Below are 18,283 nucleotides of genomic sequence, written 5' to 3'. Positions count from 1 at the left end.
CCCTGTCCTTATTCCTTATGCGCGCGCCCCGGCCGCGCGTCACAGCGGGGCCGTGGTGACGTCGTGACGGAAAAGCCATTCGTAGCGTTCCGCCACCCGCTCCGGCTCCCATTCCCGGTCCACGTAGGCCTGCGCGCCGGCCGGGCTGGCCAGGGCGGGATTGTGGAAGCGCTCGGCGTTGCCGGCGGCACCTTGGACCACGCGCGTCGTACGGGGGATGCGTGCGTCCTGATAGGCCTTCAGCGCCCTGGCATGGTCGTCCCGATAAGCCTCCAGCGCCCGCGCCAGCGTGTAGGCGTCCTCGATCGCCATGGCCGCGCCCGACGCCAGGAAGGGCAGCATGGGATGGGCCGCGTCGCCCAGCAGGGTGACCCGTCCGACCGTCCAGTTGTCCAGCGGCTTTCGGGACAGCAGCGCCCAGCGGAACGGCTGGGGGATCGCCCGGATGTAGGCGTGGACGTCTTCATGCCAGCCGGGGTAGTCGGCCAGGTAGGCCTCCACTGTCGATGGGCTGGACCAGGACTCCGTCTTCCAGTCCTGGTTTTCCACCACGCTGGAGAAGTTCATCAGCTCGCCGCGCCGGATGGGGTAGTGGACGATGTGGCCGCCTGGGCCAATCCAGTTGGTGCCCACGTCCCGCACCAAGTGGTCGGGCAGGCGTTCCATGGGGATGACACCGCGCCAGGCGACGATGCCGGTGAACGCGGCCGGCAGCTCACCGAACAGCCGCTGGCGGATGATCGAATGCACGCCGTCGGCGCCGATCACCAGGTCGTGCCGCTGCGGTGGCTGGGCTGTCAGGTCCAACACCACGCCGCCGGGCCCCTGCTCCACCCCCACGCAGCGCGATCCCAGCTGGATGGCATCGGGGTTCAGGGCACGGACGGCGGTGGCCAGGGTGGAGTGCAGGTCGTTGCGGTGGATGGTGACATAAGGCGCGCCATAACGCGCCACCGATTCCGGCCCCAGGTCGAACAGCTTCCAGGTCTGGCCGGTGTTCCACAGCCGGATCTCCTTGCCCACCGGGCAGAACGACAACGCCATCACCTGATCCAGGATGCCCAGCGCCGCGAACACGCGCGTCCCGTTGGCGCTGACCTGCAGACCCGCCCCCACCTCCCGCAGTTCCTCGGCCTGCTCATAGATCGTGACGTCGAACCCGCGCTTCAGCAGCGCCAGCCCAGCCGTCAGACCGCCGATCCCGGCACCCACAATCGCAATTCGCATGTCGTTCCTCGCCGCAACCGCCAGAGTTTGATAATATCTAACATAATTCGTCAATATCACAAGACCGGCACCCAGGCCACCCTTGTATTGCGCGGTCGACGGGACCCCCGTACTCTGATAGGCATGGGTGTAAAGCCAATGAGACACAGATGCTGAAAACGCCCGAAGACACCCTCAGCCAGAAGCGCCGCGTCCAGTCGATCGAGGTTGGATTCCGTGTCATCCGCGTGCTGCAGACGGCGCATGAGCCGATGGCGTTGCGTGACATCGCCCAGGCGGCGGACATGCCGCCCAGCAAGGCCCACCTGTACCTGACCAGCTTCATGCGTGAGGGGCTGGTGGCACAGAACCCCCAGACCGCCCGCTACGCGCTGGGACCCTACGCGACCGAGTTGGGCCTGTCCGCGATCCGCCAATTGTCGGTGGTGGAGGCCGCGAACGCGGAGATGGCGGAGTTGACGGCGCACACCGGCTGCGCCACCTACCTGTCCGTGCTCACCGAATTCGGGCCGGCCATCGTCTCCAAGGTGGACGGCAGCCGCCAGGGCGCCTTCACCGTCCGGCTGGGCCACGTGCTGCCGATGACCACCTCAGCCACCGGGCTGGTGTTCCTGGCCTTCCTGCCGGAACCGCAGACCCGCCAGCCGGCGCGGGCCAGCCGCCAGCACGCGATCGAGGCCGCTGACGCGGTGAAGCCCCCCACACGCGACGACCTGGCCACCGTGCGCCAGAAGGGCTATGCGACGACAAGCGGGCTTATCAACGCCAACTTCGCCGCCATCTCCGCCCCCATCTTCGACTATAGCGACGCCATGGCCGCCGCCCTCACCCTGCTGGGGCCGGACAAGTACCTGGCGGGGGAGCGGCTGCAGCCTTGCATCGATCACGTGCTGGACGCGGCCGCCCGCATCTCCGCGAAAATCGGCGGCCGCGTTCCCGCACGCTCCTGAAGGATGCTGGCGCCCCGCGCCGGCACCGGCGGGAACCTCCCCCATCAAAGCGCGATGGCGATGGATTTCAGCTCGGTATAGGCCTCGATGCCGTCGCGGCCGTTCTCCCGGCCCCAGCCGGATTGCTTGAACCCACCGAACGGCAGCGCTGGATCCAGCCCGCCGCCGTTGATACGCACCGTGCCGGCCTTCAGCTTGCGCGACAGCCGGTGCGCGGCGCTCAGGTTCTGCGTCCAGACGATGGCGCCCAGGCCATAGTCGGTGTCGTTGGCGCGGGCCGCGATGGCGTCCAGGTCGCCATCGCTGAACGACATGGCGCATAGGACCGGCCCGAAGATTTCCTCACGCACCACGGACATGGTCGGCAGGGTTCCCGTCAGCACCGTCGGCGGAACGAAATATCCGGGGCCCGACGCCGCGGTCCCCTGCCCGCTGATGCGGGCGCCCTCCCTAACCCCCGCTTCGATATAGCCCAGGACGCGGTCCTTCTGTTCCTGGGACACCACCGGCCCCATCTGGGTGGCGGGATCCAGGCCCGGGCCGACACGCAGCTTTCCGGCATGCTCGGCCACGCCCTCCACCAGGGCGTTGAACACGCTCTCATGCGCGAACAGGCGGGAGCCGGCGTTGCACACCTGGCCGGCGTTGGTGAAGATGGAACGGGCGGCCCCCTCGATCGCGCGCTTGATGTCGGCGTCGGGCATGACGATGACCGGGGTCTTGCCGCCCAGTTCCAGCGTCACGCGCTTGAAGTTGCCCGCCGCCGCGCGGACGATGTGGCGGCCGACCTCGGTGGAGCCGGTGAACGTCACCTTGTCGACGCCGGGATGTTCCACCAGGGCGGCACCCGCCGTTTCGCCAAAACCGGTCACGAGGTTGAACACGCCCTTGGGGAAGCCGACCTCCTCCACCAGGTGGGCGAGCCGCAGCGCCGTCAGGGGCGTCTGCTCCGCCGGCTTCAGGATAAGGGTGCAGCCGGCGGCCAATGCCGGCGCCATCTTGGCCGCCGACATGGCGAAGGGCGCGTTCCACGGCACGATGGCCGCCACCACGCCGATCGGTTCCCGAACGGTGAAGGCGTGCCAGGTTCCGGGACCGGAAAGATTGATGGTGTCGCCGCCCAGCTTGGTCGCCCAACCGGAGTTGTAGCGCAGCGTCTCTATGGCGTGCGGCACATCGAACAGGCGCGCGTCGCGTAGCGGCTTGCCGTTGTTCAGCGTTTCCAGCAGGGCGAATTCGTCGGCGTGGGCCTCGATCGCGTCGGCCAGGCGCCACAGCAGGCGGGCACGTTCCGCCGGCTTGGTGTCCGCCCAGACGCCTTCCAGCGCCGTCCGCGCCGCGCGCACCGCCAAGTCCACATCCGCCGCCTCGCCCTTGGCGGCCTGGCCCAGCAGCGTGCCGTCGCCGGGGTTGCGCATCTCAAAGGCGGAACCCGATCGTGGCTCCCGCCAGGCGCCGTCAATGAACAGCCCGTGTTCCTTGCCCGCGAAGCGCCGCGCGCTCTCCAGGGCATTATGATCCGCCACGATATCCGGCATTTTCCACCGTCTGGGTATGATGAGGGGAGAGCTTACCTCACGGCGCGGGCCGTTCACGAAGGGCCCGTTCAGGCGCCATGGGTGTCGCTGTCGTTTGCTATTGTTGAACACATTCCGTTATTATGCAACAACTCGTTCCGAGAAACGGGGCCAAGGGGGCATGAGGAAGCGGTGACGCAGGACTTCGACCATATCATCGTCGGCGCCGGATCAGCGGGATGCGTTCTGGCCAACCGCCTTAGTGAGGATGGGCGCCGCAGCGTCCTGCTGATCGAGGCCGGCGGCCCCGATTCCAGTCCGTTCCACGCCATGCCGCTGGGCTTCATGGCGGCCATGGCCGACCCGGCCAAGGACTGGGGCTATGTGTCGGAGCCGGAGCCCAACCTGGATGGACGCCCCCTGCCGCTGCCGCGCGGGCGCGTGCTGGGCGGCTGTTCCACCACCAACGGCATGATCTACATGCGCGGCCACGCGCGCGACTATGACGAGTGGCGCGACCTGGGCTGTCCCGGATGGGGCTATGACGACGTGCTGCCCTATTTTCGCAAGATGGAGACCAGCTGGCGTGGCGCCGGCCCTTGGCACGGGGGCGACGGCCCCATCCAGGTGACGCCCGTACGCCACCGCGCGCTGCTGACGGAACAGATCCTGGCCTCGGCCGCCGCCGCCGGCTTTCCGCACAGTGACGACCTGAGCGGTGAGCGGCAGGAGGGCTTCTCCCTGAGCGAGGTGACGGTCGACCGTCGCGGCCGCCGATCCAGCGCCGCGCGGGCCTATCTGCGCCCGGCGCTGAAACGGTCGAACCTGCGGCTGATTTCCGGCGCCCAGGTCACCCGCGTCCTGTTCGATGGCCATCGCGCCGTGGGCGTGGAATACCGTGCCGGGGGCGCGTCACATCAGGTGCGGGCACGACGCGACGTCATCCTGGCGGGTGGCGCCTACAATTCCCCCCACCTGCTGATGCTGTCCGGCGTCGGCCCCGGCGCGCAGCTGCGCGAACATGGGATCGGGGTGGTGGTGGACAGCCCCGGCGTGGGCGCCAACCTATCCGAACATCCCATCGTCTACATGGACTACGCCACCAGCGGCGACACCTTCCTGAAGCAATTGCGGCTGGACCGGGCGGCCCTGTCCGTCCTGCGCTGGGCGCTGCTGGGCACGGGACCGTTCGCCTCCCAGATCACCAGTTGCGCCGCCCTGCTGCGAACGGCACCGGAGCTTGAGCGCCCGGACATCCAGCTGATGGTCATGCCGGTGCGGCTGGACGCCAAGATCTGGACGCCCGGCCTTGGCAAGCGGCTGCAGGACATGTTCTCGATCATGGTGATCCAGCTGCACCCGGAAAGCCGGGGGCGGCTGACCTTGCGCTCCGCCGACGTGGCGGACACGCCGCGCATAGAGCTGAACCTGCTGTCGCATGAGCGCGACTTCGCCGAACTGCGACGGGGCATCCGCGCCGTGCGCACGCTGTTCGGCGCCGGCCCCCTGGCCGCGCGCGTCCTGCGGGAGGCCAGGCCAGGTGCGGAGCGACAGAGCGACGCCGAACTGGACGCCTACATCCGCGCCAACCTGCGCATCACCCAACATCCCGTCGGCACCTGCCGCATGGGCCAGGGCCACGGCGCGGTGGTGGATCCCACCCTGCGCGTCATCGGGGCGGAGAACCTGCGCGTCGTCGACGCCTCCATCATGCCGACGGTCCCGGGCGGCAACACCAACGCGCCCGTGATCATGGTGGCGGAAAAGGCCGCCGATCTGATCCGCCAGCAGGATTAGGCGCGCCAGACACAACCGTCCGGCGGCATGGGAGGACACCCCATGTCGCCGCTTTTATTGCGCGATAGACAAAAAAATGGGCGCCGAGGCAGTAACGCCCCGACGCCCCGCGCACGGGAATTGAAGGGAGGATCACATCCGCGCACGCACGCCCAGGACCCAATAGCGACCGCGATTGTCGAAGAAGGGCGAGTTGGCGATGGTTGGCTGCACGATGCCGTTGGGCGTGATCGGCGGGGCCTCATCCGTCAGATTCTCGACGGAGCCGTAGATCGTCAGGTTCTCGGTCAGCCGGTAGGAGACGTTGGCATCCCAATACCCGATGCCGGAGATGTCGTTGTTGGCGATGTCCAAGGTGGTCAGGTTGAAGCGCGTGTCGAACTTGCCGCCAGAGATGTAGCGATAGCCCACCCCGAGCCTCCACTTGTCGAAGCTGTAGTTGGCGTCGACGTTCACGCGCCATTCCGGCACGCCCGCGGGGGGCGGCGAGATGCCGGCGAGGCCGACGTAATCATTGGACACGCCATTCGCCGTTGTGGTCAGCGTGTCGGCATGGTTGGCCAGCACCCGCAGTTGCACATCCCCATCATTGTTCAGCAGGGTGAGGGGGAAGGAGTACTCAGCTTCGAAATCCTCGCCCGCCGCCCGCTGGGAGTTGGCGTTGAAGGGGATGATGTTGACGCGGGTGATGATACCCCCCGTCTGGATGACACCAGAGCAAAACACAGACTGCCCATTGAAGCAGAAATTCACGATGTCCTGCGCCGCCACCGTGGAAATCGCGTTCTTGATCTTGATGTTGTAGTAGTCGAGAGAGGCATGGAACCCGTTCAGCCACCTCGGTTTGAAGACGACACCCACCGAATAGGTGTCCGCCTCCTCAGGCAGCAGGTTGGGATTGCCGCCAGTGATCTGCGTCGTCTGCCGCGCCACGTTGGTGCGTGGGTCGATGATGGCGTTGATCACCTGGTTGCCTTGTGAGAACAGCTCATAATTGTTCGGCGCGCGGATGTCGCGGGACACCGTGCCACGGAACCGCACGTCCTCGATCGGTTCGTAGTTGCCGCCGAACTTCCACGCCCAGACGCCGCCGCTGGTCGAATACTCGGTGTAGCGGCCCGCGGCGTTGAGCTCGAGCTTGCGGGCCAGCGTCATGTCCTCGGCCAGCGGCACCACGACCTCGCCGTAGGCCTCCTTCACATTGTATTCGCCGGAGAATGGCTGGCCGTTGATGGACCGCCAGCGGCTGAGCACGGAGTCCGCGTCCGAGGTCTGGACCGTCTTCTCGATGCGGTATTCCGCGCCAGCCGCGACCGACAGCGGCCCCGCCCAGGTGGAGAAGGGCGAGCCTGAGATGTTGGCGGCGTAGACGTCTTGGTGCATGTCCGCGGTGATGGTCGAGGTGCCCCGATAGTAGTCCAGCGCCTGCTGGCTGATGGACCCGGCGCCGAAGGGATTGATGGGCACGCAGTTGCGGATGTCGCCGTAGGGGTCCTGGGCCGCCGTGGGGTTCGGGTTGGCCAGCTTCACCCGGCAGATGGCCTGGCCTGTGGCCGGGTTGATCACCGAATCCAGGCCGTAGTTCCACCGCTGGGTGATGCGATTGTTGTCCGCGAACTCATTATAGGTGTTGCGGCCCAGCTGTCCGGTGACGCTCCAGTTCCAGTTCCGGCCGAAGGACCCCTCGGCGCCGAAGGTCCAGCGGCGGGTCTTGGTCACGGTCCGGAACTCGGAATTCCCATCCTCGTAGTTGAGACGACCGAAGGGGATGCTGGTCAGGTTCAAGGAAGCCATCGCCGCCTTGACGCTGGGGTCGAGGAAGGCGTTGTCGTTGCGGATGGTGATGGTGCCGACGTCGGGGTTCGGCGCCAGGTCCGAATTGGCGTGGACCTGCGAATACAGCATGTCGGCGAACAGGGTGACGTTGTCGGCCAGCTGATAGCTGATCCGCCCGTAGCCGCTCTTGCGGTCTATCTCCGGCAGCAGATTGCCGTCGCCGATGGCCGAACCGCCGCCGCCGCCCTGCATGAAGGTGGCGCCGATGTTGGTGCCGTACTGGAAAGGGATCGGCTTGCCGTTCGGCCCGAACTGTACGCCCGAGCCGGGCGCGAAGCCCAGCTTGGCGGCCAGGTTCTGCGCCAGGGTGTTGGTGCCACCCGACAGGCCGACGACACCGCCGGCCGTCATCTGCGAATAGGTGCCGTGGTCGACGATCAGCAGACGTGGCTGCCCATTGGTCTTGGTATAGGCCGGGTTCGTGATCTGCACGGTGCCGTTGGCGCCCCAGGAACGCGAAGACTGGCTGCTCTCACCCGAATTGTGCATGAAGTCGCCCGCGACCTCGATGTGCACCCTGTTGTCGGCGAAGCCATGGCCCAGGGCGAAGTTGACGTCCGGACGGCGGAAGTCGTCATGCTCCGTCGATCCGTAGGAAACGTCGGCCTTCGCCCCCTCGAAATCCTTATCCAGGACGAAGTTGACCACACCGGCGACCGCGTCGGAACCGTAGGCGGCGGAGGCGCCACCGGTGACGATGTCGACGTTCTTGATCAACGCCACGGGAATGATGTTGGTGTCGATGGTCCCGGCCGGATCGGTGATGCCGACGCGGTTGCCGTTCATCAGCACCAGGGTGCGCTGGGTGCCCAGGCCGCGGAGGTCGGCGTTGGAGGCGCCGATCGGTTCGCTGGACTTGCCGATGTTCTGGTTGATCCGCAACTGCGGCACTTCGAACAGCATGTCCGCGACGGTGCTGACCGCCTTGTCCTGCAGTTGCACCGCGCTCAGCGACGTCATCGGCGTGGGCGCCGTGAAGCCGGAAATGCGCGTGCCCGTCACGATGATTTCCTCTAGGTCCCCCGCCGGCGCGCTGGCTTCCGCCGGCACGCTCTGCGCGAAGGCCTGGTGCGGCGCGGCCATCGCCAGCGCCGCACTGATGGCCAGCAGGCTGACGGCCCCATATTTCAGCGGCCGGCGGCCGCCCGTGCCCAAGAACAGTTGGCTGGAATCGTTAGGCAGCCTATCGCTCATCTGTTCCCTCCCCGCTCCGGAATGAAGGTCATTCGGGATGCTCATTGTTTGTTATTTTCATATTCATTTATACGATGACGAAAATCCAATGCCACAATCGGCAGAACCGATACCGTTTCGGCATTAAAAATCGCCCAGACCAAGCCCCTCAGGGGCAGGGCGCCCGTACAGCGGAACCCACCCCTTACTTGAAAAAAGTCCCTGATTTGCTGTGGCTGCCCGCGTCAGAAGAAGCACAGGCGCAACGCGGCGTCGGAAATCTGGCGGCGCACCGCCGGGTCGGGCACCAGCGCGTGGAAGTGCGCCAGGGTGTCCGCGTAAGTCACGGCACCTTCCCTCCCCACAAAGGGCGCGTCGCTGCCCCACAGCAGGCGCTCCCCACCGGCCTCCGTCAGCAGGCGCGCCGCGCAGGCCTGGCGGATCGCCGGGTCCAGGCGGAAGCCCGCCGAGATCTTGACCCAGGTCCGCCCCGCCGCGACCGCCCGCAGCATGGCCTGGAAGCCGGCACCCTCCATACCCTCCGGCGCGCGCAGCAGGCCGAAGTGATCGACCACGACGTTGACGCCGTGCGCTTCCAACGCCGGCAGCACGACGGCCAGTTGGGCGGCGCTGGCGTTCAGCTCGACATGCATGCCGCAGTCAGCCAGACGGTTGAGGAATTTCAGGTGGGAATAGCCGCGCAAGTCGGGCGGCGCCTGGTCCACCTTCCACTGCATGCGCACACCCACGACGCCCTGGTCCCGCAGGTGGCGCAGGGTCGCCAAGTCGGTGTCGGGCTGCAGCATCACCGTCGCGCGCAAGCGCCGGTACCGCCCCAGCGCCCACAGGGTGTAGTCGTTGTAATCGCCGTAGAGGCTGGCGGCGGTGACGATCCCAAAGGCGATGCCGTGCCGGTCCAGGTCCGCCAGGAAATCCTCGGCCGTGTAATCATAGTCGGGCCGGATCCAGGCGTCGTCGCGCAATGGCATGCGCCGCGTCAGGATGTGGGCATGCGCGTCGACGATGGGCGGTTCGGGGCTCTCAACCGTCATGGCGCTTACCTGTCGCCGCGCTGGAACAGGCTGCGCGCCGTGTCGCACAGGAACAGCCGCCGCTCCGTCTCATTAAGGAGCGCCGCCGATGCGCGCGCCTGCGCGGCCATGCTCTCGTAACTCTCCTGGGTGTTGCCGACGTCGGAGCCCCACATGATGTGATCGGCCCCCATGACGTCCACCGCGCGGCGGACGAAAGCCGCATGGTCCACGCCGGCTTGGTCGAACATGCGGAAATTGATGGTCGTCAGCTTGTAGTAGACGTTGCGATGCGTCCGCATGGCCTCCAGCACCGGCACCAGGCCCAAGTGCCGAGGATCGCCACCGCCCGGCCAGCCGAAATGATCCAGCGCGATGCGCAGGCGCGGAAAGCGGCGGGCCAGGTTGGCGACGCGGTCCAGCGGGGCGGCCGACGCCACGCCCGGGGCGTACATCACCACCATAGTCAGGCCGAAGCGGTCGGCGACCGCCCAGGTGCGGAGCGCCGCCTCGGAATCCAGCCAGGGATAGGCGCCGGTGGCGTCGGGATAACCGAACAGGCGCAGGCCCACGATCCCCCGCTCGATCACCATGCGGGCCAGTTGGGCCGGCGTCTCCGGATCCTGGGCGTCCAGGATCACCACGGCCGACAGCTTGTCCGGATGCGCGTACGTGGCGTCCAGCAGGTAGCGGTTGTCGGTCTTGTAAATGGTGTTGTACTGCACGGCCGCACCGGCGATGACGCCGCTGGCCTCCCACCACTGCCGCAGCCGCTCCGCCGTGATGGGGTCGGCGGCGATGCGCCGGCGCAGGTTGTCCTCCCCCTCCCGCGCGTTGCGGGTGTCCATTGGATAGCGCGCGGCGTCACTGGTGAAGACGTGCGCGTGCGCGTCATAGACGGGATCCCTGACCAGTGTCTGGTCCATCGCCGGTTCGTCCCCTTATCATGGTGTCTTGGTTTTGTCCGCCGATCAGGTCGGCGCGGTGGTCAGCGATGCCGGCTGGCCGGGCTTGCGGCTCAAGGGCAACATCGCGATGGCCGGTATCAGGCTCATGGCGGCGAAGAAGGCGAAGGTCGCCGCGCGTCCCACATCCGCCCCCAGCAGCAGGCCACCGAGCAGCGGGCCGAAGACGGCGCCGGCCCGGCCGAAGCCGACGACGAAGCCCACACCGAAGTTGCGCAGCCGCTGCGGATAGAAGGCGATGGCGGTCAGGAACACGCCGGTGTAGGCGCCGACGGTGAAGTAGGTCAGCACACAAGCCAGCCCGATCATCACCGCCACCCCGGCATGCACGCTGCCGAACAGGATGAGCATCAGCCCCATCAGCACGAAGAAGATCGTGGTCATGCGCCCTTCCCCAACCCGACGGCCGAGAAAGCCCATGGTGAGGTGGCCGGTGGCCCCGACAATGCCCTGCAGCACGCCGGAGAAGCTGGCCTGTGTCGGCGTCAGCCCAGCCTCCACCAGCACGGTCGGCTTCCAGTTCAGCAGGAAATAACCCACCACGGCATAGATGAAGGAGGCGAGCCACATCAGGACGGACAGCCGCCAGGTGTCCTTGGCCAGCAGGGCGATGGCCCCGTTCTCCTTCCGCGTCCGTTCCGGCCGGGGCGGTAGCTCTGTCAGCGGTTCCAGGCCCAGGCCGGCCAGGATGCGGTTCAGCCGGGGCAAGGCGTTGCGGGGCTGCGCCGACACGAGGTAGGCCGGCGATTCCCACATGAACAAGGCCAGCGCCAGCAACAGCATGGCGTTCATGCCGGTGCCGAAGATGTAAACCGACCGCCAGCCGTACGGCACCAGCAGGAAGCCGGCGACGGCGCCACCGATCATCATGCCGATGGTGAAGCCGGTATGCAGCATCGACAGCATGAGGTTGCGCTGCTGGTTGTTGGCGAACTCCGACACCAGCACGTTCAGGCTGACAACCAGGATGCCCAACCCCGCCCCCATCAGGAAGCGTAGGGCCATCAGCACCTCGATGGACGTGGCGATGGACGACAGGCCGTGCGCGATGGTGATGGCGACCAGCGCGATCAGCGTCACGCCGCGCCGGCCCAGCCGTTCCCCCAGGGGGGCGGCCACGAACGCCCCAAGCGCCAAGCCCAGCGACCCCATGCTGAACAGCAGGCCCAGGGTCGCCTTGGGCACGGCCCATTCGGCCGAGAACAACGGCGCCGTGTAGGCCGCCGACATCATGTCGTAGCCCTCGGTGACGTTGATCAAGCAGCACAGCGCGACGATGACGTACTGCCGCAAACGCATCGGCGTGACGGCGATGGCGTCAAGCGGATTGGCCGGCATGCTCGGTACCTCCCTGGTCTGGACTTTTTATTGTGGCGCGGCGGCGTCTTCCGCCACTGGCCAGGATCACTCCGCGACGGACCGCCGCCGCGCCGGTTCGTCCAACCCGACCAGCCGGCTGGCGTTCAGGCTGATCATCTTGCGGATGTCGTCGTCGGAATAGCCCAACTCGATGCACATGCCGATGACATGGCGGAACCCTTCCACCGGCGTGGGATTGCCCACCTGGCCCAGGTCGGAGCCGATGATGGTGCTGTCCACGCCGCCGGCTTTGATCACCTGGTTCAGGCTCTCGGCGGTGTAGTTCTTGCCCTGGACACCGGCCCACATGCAGCACGAATGCTCCAGATAGGCGCCCATGCCGGCCAGCTCCTTCATGTCGGCCGGACCGCAGCCGATCAGGAAGGTGGGATGGTTGACCAGCAGGCGCTTGACGCCCCGCGTCTTCGCCTCGGCGAACAGCGGCCAGATCTCGCTGATGTGCAGGTGGCCGGCGGAGAGGATGGCGTCATATTGCGCGATCTGGTCCAGGATGACCTTGACCTCGTCCAGCAGGGTGCCGCGATCGTCCACCACGGTCAGGGCGCGCGGCGGCAGCATCTGGTCCTTGGTTGGCAGGAACTGGCGCCGGTGCGAATGGCGGATGTGGTTGGCGGCGGAGAAGGTGGGCATCCACACCAGGCGGGCGCCCAGCTTGAAGCCATGCTCCACCGCGTAGGGGTTCAGCCCACCCGTGGTGTTGTTCAGCGGCACGCCGGTCAGGAGCTGAATCTGGGATTCATCGTCTCCTTCAGCAGTTCGGCCACCGGCGTCACCGAATAATAGTGATCCTTGAACAGGATGGCCCGCAGGCCGGCGGCCTCGGCGTCCTTGATGGCCTCGACATGGTTCAGCCGGCGCGGCATGACCGAAGGGCCGCTGTGGCAATGCAGATCCACGGCACCCACCAGCAGATCGTCAATCCTGCGATCCGTCATACTCTATCCTCCCGTGTTCAGATGCGCCGCGTTGGCCGCGGTTCGTATTTGGGGTTCTGTTTATGGCGCCAGGTCCGGCGCCGGATAATCGGCCGCGTTCAGCACCCAGCCCTCGCGGGCGGAGAAATCACGGCGCGGCGGACAGAAGACATCCGCCAGGCGGTTGAGGCCGGCGCCCATCCCCTGCGAGGTGTGGGTCGCCGGCGGTGGTATCACCGCGACCGACGGCGCCGCGCAGTAGGCATGCTGGTCATCCAGCCAGTGCGCGCTGTTCCCCGTCCAAGGCCAGCGTAGGTGGTGGATGAATTCGCCCGCCGTGGCGATGGAATATTGCTCAAAATCATCATGATGGTGGGGCGACAGGTCGGCCGGGTCGCGGGGACCGGCGCGGCCGCTGGTCAGGTTCACCATGATGGTGGTGCAGCGGTAGAGTCTGCCGAAGCGGCCCGGCTGCGACGGCACGTCGCCGGAATAGACCCGGATGCGCCAGCCGCCGACCGGATCGGGCCAGGGCGTGAACTCCGGAACGTTCGGATCGGGCGTGGCGAAGTCGCCCGCGTTGGCGCAACGGGCCGCCAGATCCGCCGACCGCGTGGTGATCAGCCGGTAGAGGCCGCCGTCGCCCAGTGCCCGGACGCTGCTGTCGCCGGGCGGGATGAAGGCCACGCACGGCCCGTGCGCCGTCTCCGTCTGACCGCCGGCCGTGATCTCAACACTCATCCCCGCGTCGGGGAGGACAACGGCGTATTCATCCACCTGGCCCGTGCGCGCCAGCACCGCGCCGGAGCGCACGGCGCTGTAGGCCACGATCAGGTTCTGGCCCCGCGTCAGCCAGGTGGAAACCAATTCGCCCTCCTCCACCGGCATCTCTTCATAGAAGCGGCCATAAGAGGCCGGCTTGAAAGGGGTCATGGCCACCTTTTCCGCCGCCGGCGCCAATGAAGCCCGCAAGTCGTTCTTTCCGTACACGCCGCCTCCCATACGCTCTTCAAGATGCTACACGTTCAGGCGACATGGGGGCCTGACGGAGCTTTCTTGAAATTCCCGGCAATAGTTTATGGGAACAGTAGGGCCGCTACACCGTTAGCCGTCTAATTCTTTTTGGCCAGCGCTCCAATACCGCCGCGGCATCGGTCCGTAGGCAGCACCCTCCGATACCGGGCCGTTATCGGAAAAGACATCAATCAGCATTTGATTCCCCTTCCTCGTTTGCATTGGATGACCGGGCGGCAGACGTCCGGTCCCAAGAGACGTCGCAGGCGGGAGGTGCTTTGTGATCAATAGCCTAGTCAAACGGCGCCTGGAAAAGGGCGAAGTCGTCATCGGCACGTTCGTCAAGTTCGCGTCCGCGAATTTGGTGGAGATGATCGGCCTCGCCGGCTTTGACTTCATCATCATCGATACCGAACACGCGAACTTCACGCATGGGCAGGTCGAGGACCTGATCCGCGCGGCGCAGCTGGTCGGGATGAGCGCCATCGTCCGCACCGGCGACGCCAGCGAAGCCGCCATCCTGCACGCCCTGGACAGTGGCGCCAGCGGGGTGCAGGTCCCCTCGCTGGGCTCGGCGACCGAGGCCGCCACGGTCATCCGCCGCGCCAAATATCATCCGCTGGGTGAGCGCGGGTGGGCGCCGGGCTGCCGGGCGGGCGACTACGCCTTCACGCCGGCCAAAACCTATATTGAACAGGCCAACCGCGACACGCTGGTGGCCGTCCATGTCGAGAACGCGCGCATGGCCGCCGACATCGACGCGCTGTGCGCCCTGGACCAATTGGACGTCGCCTTCATCGGCACCGGCGATCTCAGCCAGTCCCTGGGGCATCCGGGCGAGCCGGACCATCCCGACGTGGCGAAGGTGGTGGATGAGGTCGTCGCCGCCTGCGCCCGCGCCGGCAAGCACTACGGCGTGGTGGCCAGCAGCCCCGACGGCCTGAAGGCCTGGGTGGAGCGTGGCGCCCGCTACATCGCCTGGCAGTCCGACATGATCATGTACAAGAACGCGCTGAAGGCGGCGGTGGACAAGGTCGCCCCGTTCCGTGCCGGCCGGGGGGAGGTCTGAATGCAGGCCCCCGAACTGGATTTGACACGCCTGCTGCGGCCGCGCTCCATCGCCGTGGCGGGCGCCTCGCCCGAGCCCGCGTCCCTGGGCGGCGCTGTCCTGCGCAACATCGCGGGGTCCGGCTTCACCGGGCCGCTGCACCTGGTCAGCCCGACGCGCGCCGAGATCAATGGCGTTCCCTGTCTGAAATCGCTGAACGACCTGCCCCACGGCGTCGACGTCGCGGTTCTGAACGTGCCCCACAAGGCGGTGCGCGAGGCGATCGGCGCCTGCATCGAGCGGGGTGTGGGTGGCGCCGTCGTCTTCGCCGCCGGCTTCGGTGAGGCGGGAGAGGAAGGCCGCCGCGAGCAGGAGGAAATCGCGGCGATGTGCCGGGCCGGCGGCCTGGCCCTGCTGGGCCCCAACTGCCTGGGCTTCGTCAACTACGCCAACGGCGTGGCGCTGAGCTTTGAATCGCTGGACTTCCAGCCGGTGGCCGGCCCGCCGCATGCCGCGGTGGTGGCCCAGAGCGGCGCCATGGCGTCCAACATCCGCTCCGCCCTGCTGGCGCGCGGCGCCCGGATTTCGCACGTGGTCACCACCGGGAACGAGGCGGTCGTCCGCATCGACCATGTCATCCGCCATCTTGTCGAGAAGGGGGTGGGCCTGATCGCCGCCTATGTCGAGCAGGTCCGCGACCCGGCGGCCTTCCTGGCCGCCGCGCGCCTGGCGCGGGAGGCCGGCCGGCCCATCCTGATGGTCCATCCCGGCGCCAGCGCGTCAGGCCGGGCGGCGGCGCTGTCCCATACCGGCGCCATGGTCAGCGACTACGCCGCCATGAAGGCGGCGGTGGAGGACGAGGGCGTCGTCCTGGTCGAAACCATGGACGAACTGTTCGACGCCGCCGCCATTCTGCACCGGTTCCCGGAACCGACACGGGGCAAGATCGGGGTCATCACCAATTCCGGCGCGGTGCGGGGCCTCAGCCTCGATTTCTGTGAGAAGATCGACCTGGAGGTCGCAGGCTTGGGCGGGGACACGGCGGACACCCTGCGCCAGCTGCTGCCGCCGCAATGCGAGGTCAGCAATCCCCTGGACGTCGGCACCGCCGGCTTCTCCGACGCGTCCGTCTTCGGCAAGACCACCAGCGCCCTGCTGGCCGACCCCGCCGTCGGCTCCGTCCTGCTGGCCATGGCCGGCGGCGGCCCCTGGCAGCAGCGCGCGAAGGCGGAGGCCATCGCGCCTGTCGCCCTGGCGGCGTCCAAGCCGGTCGCCGTCGCCATCCTGGGCGATGAATCGCCGCTGGATCCCGGCTGCGTCGCACCGTTGCGCGAAACCGGCACGCCGCTGTTCCGCTCACCGGAGCGGGCGTTGCGGGCCTTCCGCGCCATCCATGGCCGTGCCGGGGCGTATGCGCGGGTCGCGAAACGCACGCCGGCCCCACCCCCGGCGCCGCCGCTGTCGCGGCATGGCCCCCTGCCGGAATATGAGGGCAAGGCCCTGCTGTCGGCCATGGGCATCCCTGTGCCCAAAGGTGCGCTGGTCCGGGACGTCGAGGCCGCCGTGGCGGCGGCCTCGCGCATCGCCTACCCCGTCGTCATGAAGCTGCAGGCCCCCTGGCTGACCCACAAGAGCGAAGTGGGCGGCGTCATCATCGGAGTCAAGGACGAGGCGGCGCTGCGCGCCGGCTGGCAGCGCCTGCTGGATAGCGCGGATCGGGCCAAGCCCGGCAGGGCTATCGACGGCATCCTGATCGAGGAGATGGCGCGGCCGGGCCTGGAACTGGTGATTGGCGGCCGCAACGACCCGGACTGGGGCGCCTTCGTGGTGCTGGGCCTGGGCGGTGTGTGGGTGGAGGCCCTGGACGCCATCGAGATGCTGCCGGCCCATGCCGGCCGGGATCAGATCCTGGAGCGTCTGCGACGGATGCGCGGCGCCAAGTTGCTGGGCCCCTTCCGTGGCCAGGCGCCGCGCGACGTGGGCGCGGTGGCCGACGCCGTCATGGCGCTGGGCGCCCTGCTGCGCGCCCATCCCGAAATCAGGGAAGTGGACGTCAATCCCCTGGCCGTCTTCGCGGAAGGCGATGGGGTCATGGCGCTCGACGCATTGTTCATCGCCGACTAAGGAGCATCCCCCCGTGGAAACCATGACATCCGACATGACCAACGCCGAAAAGCCCATCCCAGGTGGCAGGGAGGTCCTCGTCGAGTTCGAGGACGGCATCGCCTGGGTACAGATCAACCGGCCAGCCAAGCGCAACGCCATGAGCGTCGGGCTGGCCCATGAGATGAACGAGGTGCTGGACGCGCTGGAAACCGATGACCGCTGCGGCGTCGTCGTTCTGACCGGAGTGGGCGAGGCCTTCTCCGCCGGCATGGACCTGAAGGACTTCTTCCGGGCCACGGACGGGCTGTCCGATATCGAGCGCCACCGCGCCTATCGCTCCACGCGCGCCTGGCAATGGCGCACCCTGATGCATTACGCCAAGCCGACCATCGCCATGGTCAACGGTTGGTGCTTCGGCGGCGCGTTCACACCACTGATCTGCTGTGACCTGGCCATCACCGATGAAAAGGCGGTGTTCGCCCTGTCGGAAATCAACTGGGGCGTCATTCCCGGCGGCGTTGTCTCCAAGGCGATCAGCACCGTGATGGGCGACCGCCAGGCGCTATACTATGTCATGTCGGGCGAGAAGTTCGACGGCGTCAAGGCCGTGGCGCTGGGTCTGGCCAACGAGGCGGTGCCCAAGGAACGGCTGCGGGCGCGGACGGCGGAAATCGCTCGCACGCTGCTGGGCAAGAACCCCACAGTGCTGCGCCAGGCCCGGATGGCCTACAAGTATTCGCGCGAAATGACCTGGGAGCAGGCGTCGGAATACCTGACCGCCAAGGTCGACCAGACCAATTTCGTGGATCCGGAGCGCGGCAAGGAACAGGGCCTGAAGCAGTTCCTGGACGAGAAGTCCTTCCGCCCCGGCCTGGGCAACTACGTCCGCGCCGAATAACCCCCGCACGACAAGGGGGTCTTTGGTCCAGCGCGACCGGAGACCCCCGGCATGGAAGGAGAGCCACGCATGCAAAGGCCAAGCAGCGGCAAGGGAAATGAGTTGGCGGCGGTTGTGCCGGCCTTGGTCGAATACACCGACCGCATTCTGTACAACGAGGTGTGGGAGCGGCCAGGCCTGTCCAAGCGCGACCGCAGCCTGATCACCATCGCCGCCCTGATCTCGATGTACCGGCCGGAGCAGTTGCCGGCCCATCTGGGCCTGGCGCTGGACAATGGCCTGACGGTGGAGGAAATCGGCGAGGCCATCAACCACCTGGCCTTCTACGCGTCCTGGCCATCCGCCATCTCCGCCAGCCGCAAGTTCCTGGAAGTCGTCCAGCAGCGTCAGGCCGAGGGCAAAACGGCCTGAGCCGCCCCGACACATT

At 67.2% G+C, this 18,283-nt stretch carries 15 protein-coding genes; 6 read left to right on the top strand and 9 right to left on the bottom strand.

Annotated features, from left to right (window positions below):
* Positions 1–39 precede the first annotated feature (39 nt).
* Positions 40–1,227 carry an FAD-dependent monooxygenase gene (locus I55_RS21850; protein ID WP_044562712.1) on the bottom strand — a complete coding sequence of 396 codons (1,188 nt, stop codon included), beginning with the start codon at positions 1,225–1,227 and terminating at the stop codon, positions 40–42.
* A gap of 149 nt (positions 1,228–1,376) precedes the next feature.
* Here I55_RS21850 and I55_RS21845 point away from each other — a divergent pair, with 149 nt between their 5' ends.
* Positions 1,377–2,177 (top strand): IclR family transcriptional regulator, encoded by an 801-nt coding sequence (locus I55_RS21845; RefSeq protein ID WP_044562711.1) that lies wholly within the window; start codon positions 1,377–1,379, stop codon positions 2,175–2,177.
* Positions 2,178–2,221: 44 nt separating this feature from the next.
* Here the strand turns inward: I55_RS21845 and I55_RS21840 are convergent, their stop codons facing one another.
* Positions 2,222–3,703 (bottom strand): aldehyde dehydrogenase, encoded by a 1,482-nt coding sequence (locus I55_RS21840; protein ID WP_252181254.1) that lies wholly within the window; start codon positions 3,701–3,703, stop codon positions 2,222–2,224.
* Between the two features lie 183 nt (positions 3,704–3,886).
* Here I55_RS21840 and I55_RS21835 point away from each other — a divergent pair, with 183 nt between their 5' ends.
* Positions 3,887–5,491, top strand: a complete 1,605-nt coding sequence (locus I55_RS21835; protein WP_044562709.1) for a GMC family oxidoreductase — start codon at positions 3,887–3,889, stop codon at positions 5,489–5,491.
* Between the two features lie 132 nt (positions 5,492–5,623).
* Here I55_RS21835 and I55_RS21830 read toward each other — a convergent pair whose 3' ends face one another.
* The 7 genes from I55_RS21830 to I55_RS21805 all read right to left on the bottom strand — a co-directional run bounded on the left by I55_RS21830 (position 5,624) and on the right by I55_RS21805 (position 13,723).
* Complete coding sequence (locus tag I55_RS21830; RefSeq protein ID WP_083901318.1) at positions 5,624–8,521, bottom strand: TonB-dependent receptor; 2,898 nt, start codon at positions 8,519–8,521, stop codon at positions 5,624–5,626.
* 224 nt (positions 8,522–8,745) lie between these two features.
* Positions 8,746–9,552 (bottom strand): amidohydrolase, encoded by an 807-nt coding sequence (locus tag I55_RS21825; protein WP_044562708.1) that lies wholly within the window; start codon positions 9,550–9,552, stop codon positions 8,746–8,748.
* A gap of 5 nt (positions 9,553–9,557) precedes the next feature.
* Entirely contained in the window at positions 9,558–10,457 is a 900-nt protein-coding gene (locus I55_RS21820; protein WP_044562707.1) for an amidohydrolase, read from the bottom strand.
* 45 nt (positions 10,458–10,502) lie between these two features.
* Positions 10,503–11,834 (bottom strand): MFS transporter, encoded by a 1,332-nt coding sequence (locus tag I55_RS21815; RefSeq protein WP_044562706.1) that lies wholly within the window; start codon positions 11,832–11,834, stop codon positions 10,503–10,505.
* Between the two features lie 66 nt (positions 11,835–11,900).
* Entirely contained in the window at positions 11,901–12,587 is a 687-nt protein-coding gene (locus I55_RS21810) for a DUF6282 family protein (RefSeq protein WP_199902672.1), read from the bottom strand.
* Positions 12,588–12,592: 5 nt separating this feature from the next.
* Positions 12,593–12,811: a DUF6282 family protein gene (locus I55_RS37815; protein ID WP_199902671.1), complete on the bottom strand. Its 219-nt coding sequence runs from the start codon at positions 12,809–12,811 to the stop codon at positions 12,593–12,595.
* 60 nt (positions 12,812–12,871) lie between these two features.
* Positions 12,872–13,723 (bottom strand): hypothetical protein, encoded by an 852-nt coding sequence (locus I55_RS21805; protein WP_252181253.1) that lies wholly within the window; start codon positions 13,721–13,723, stop codon positions 12,872–12,874.
* Positions 13,724–14,084: 361 nt separating this feature from the next.
* On the opposite strand from I55_RS21805, the gene I55_RS21800 reads away from it, so the two are divergent.
* The 4 genes from I55_RS21800 to I55_RS21785 all read left to right on the top strand — a co-directional run bounded on the left by I55_RS21800 (position 14,085) and on the right by I55_RS21785 (position 18,267).
* Positions 14,085–14,873, top strand: a complete 789-nt coding sequence (locus I55_RS21800) for an HpcH/HpaI aldolase/citrate lyase family protein (protein WP_044562705.1) — start codon at positions 14,085–14,087, stop codon at positions 14,871–14,873.
* On the top strand, positions 14,874–16,976 hold the full coding sequence (locus I55_RS21795) for an acetate--CoA ligase family protein (RefSeq protein WP_044562704.1): 2,103 nt from the start codon (positions 14,874–14,876) through the stop codon (positions 16,974–16,976).
* Positions 16,977–16,998: 22 nt separating this feature from the next.
* Complete coding sequence (locus tag I55_RS21790) at positions 16,999–17,856, top strand: p-hydroxycinnamoyl CoA hydratase/lyase (protein ID WP_252181255.1); 858 nt, start codon at positions 16,999–17,001, stop codon at positions 17,854–17,856.
* Between the two features lie 69 nt (positions 17,857–17,925).
* Positions 17,926–18,267, top strand: coding sequence for a carboxymuconolactone decarboxylase family protein (locus I55_RS21785; RefSeq protein WP_044562702.1), 342 nt, complete (start codon positions 17,926–17,928; stop codon positions 18,265–18,267).
* Positions 18,268–18,283: the final 16 nt, after the last annotated feature.

The sequence above is a fragment of the Azospirillum sp. B4 genome, assembly GCF_000333275.1.
Classification (GTDB): domain Bacteria; phylum Pseudomonadota; class Alphaproteobacteria; order Azospirillales; family Azospirillaceae; genus Nitrospirillum.
The sequence above is the reverse complement of the archived record's forward strand: the minus strand, read 5'-3'. Positions and strand labels throughout refer to the sequence as shown.

Coding starts and splice junctions, on each gene's coding strand:
- I55_RS21850 (WP_044562712.1), bottom strand. CDS start 1,227: ATGCGAATTGCGATTGTGGGTGCCGGGATCGGCGGTCTGACGGCTGGG.
- I55_RS21845 (WP_044562711.1), top strand. CDS start 1,377: ATGCTGAAAACGCCCGAAGACACCCTCAGCCAGAAGCGCCGCGTCCAG.
- I55_RS21830 (WP_083901318.1), bottom strand. CDS start 8,521: ATGAGCGATAGGCTGCCTAACGATTCCAGCCAACTGTTCTTGGGCACG.
- I55_RS21825 (WP_044562708.1), bottom strand. CDS start 9,552: ATGACGGTTGAGAGCCCCGAACCGCCCATCGTCGACGCGCATGCCCAC.
- I55_RS21820 (WP_044562707.1), bottom strand. CDS start 10,457: ATGGACCAGACACTGGTCAGGGATCCCGTCTATGACGCGCACGCGCAC.
- I55_RS21815 (WP_044562706.1), bottom strand. CDS start 11,834: ATGCCGGCCAATCCGCTTGACGCCATCGCCGTCACGCCGATGCGTTTG.
- I55_RS37815 (WP_199902671.1), bottom strand. CDS start 12,811: ATGACGGATCGCAGGATTGACGATCTGCTGGTGGGTGCCGTGGATCTG.
- I55_RS21805 (WP_252181253.1), bottom strand. CDS start 13,723: ATGACCCCTTTCAAGCCGGCCTCTTATGGCCGCTTCTATGAAGAGATG.
- I55_RS21795 (WP_044562704.1), top strand. CDS start 14,874: ATGCAGGCCCCCGAACTGGATTTGACACGCCTGCTGCGGCCGCGCTCC.
- I55_RS21790 (WP_252181255.1), top strand. CDS start 16,999: ATGACATCCGACATGACCAACGCCGAAAAGCCCATCCCAGGTGGCAGG.
- I55_RS21785 (WP_044562702.1), top strand. CDS start 17,926: ATGCAAAGGCCAAGCAGCGGCAAGGGAAATGAGTTGGCGGCGGTTGTG.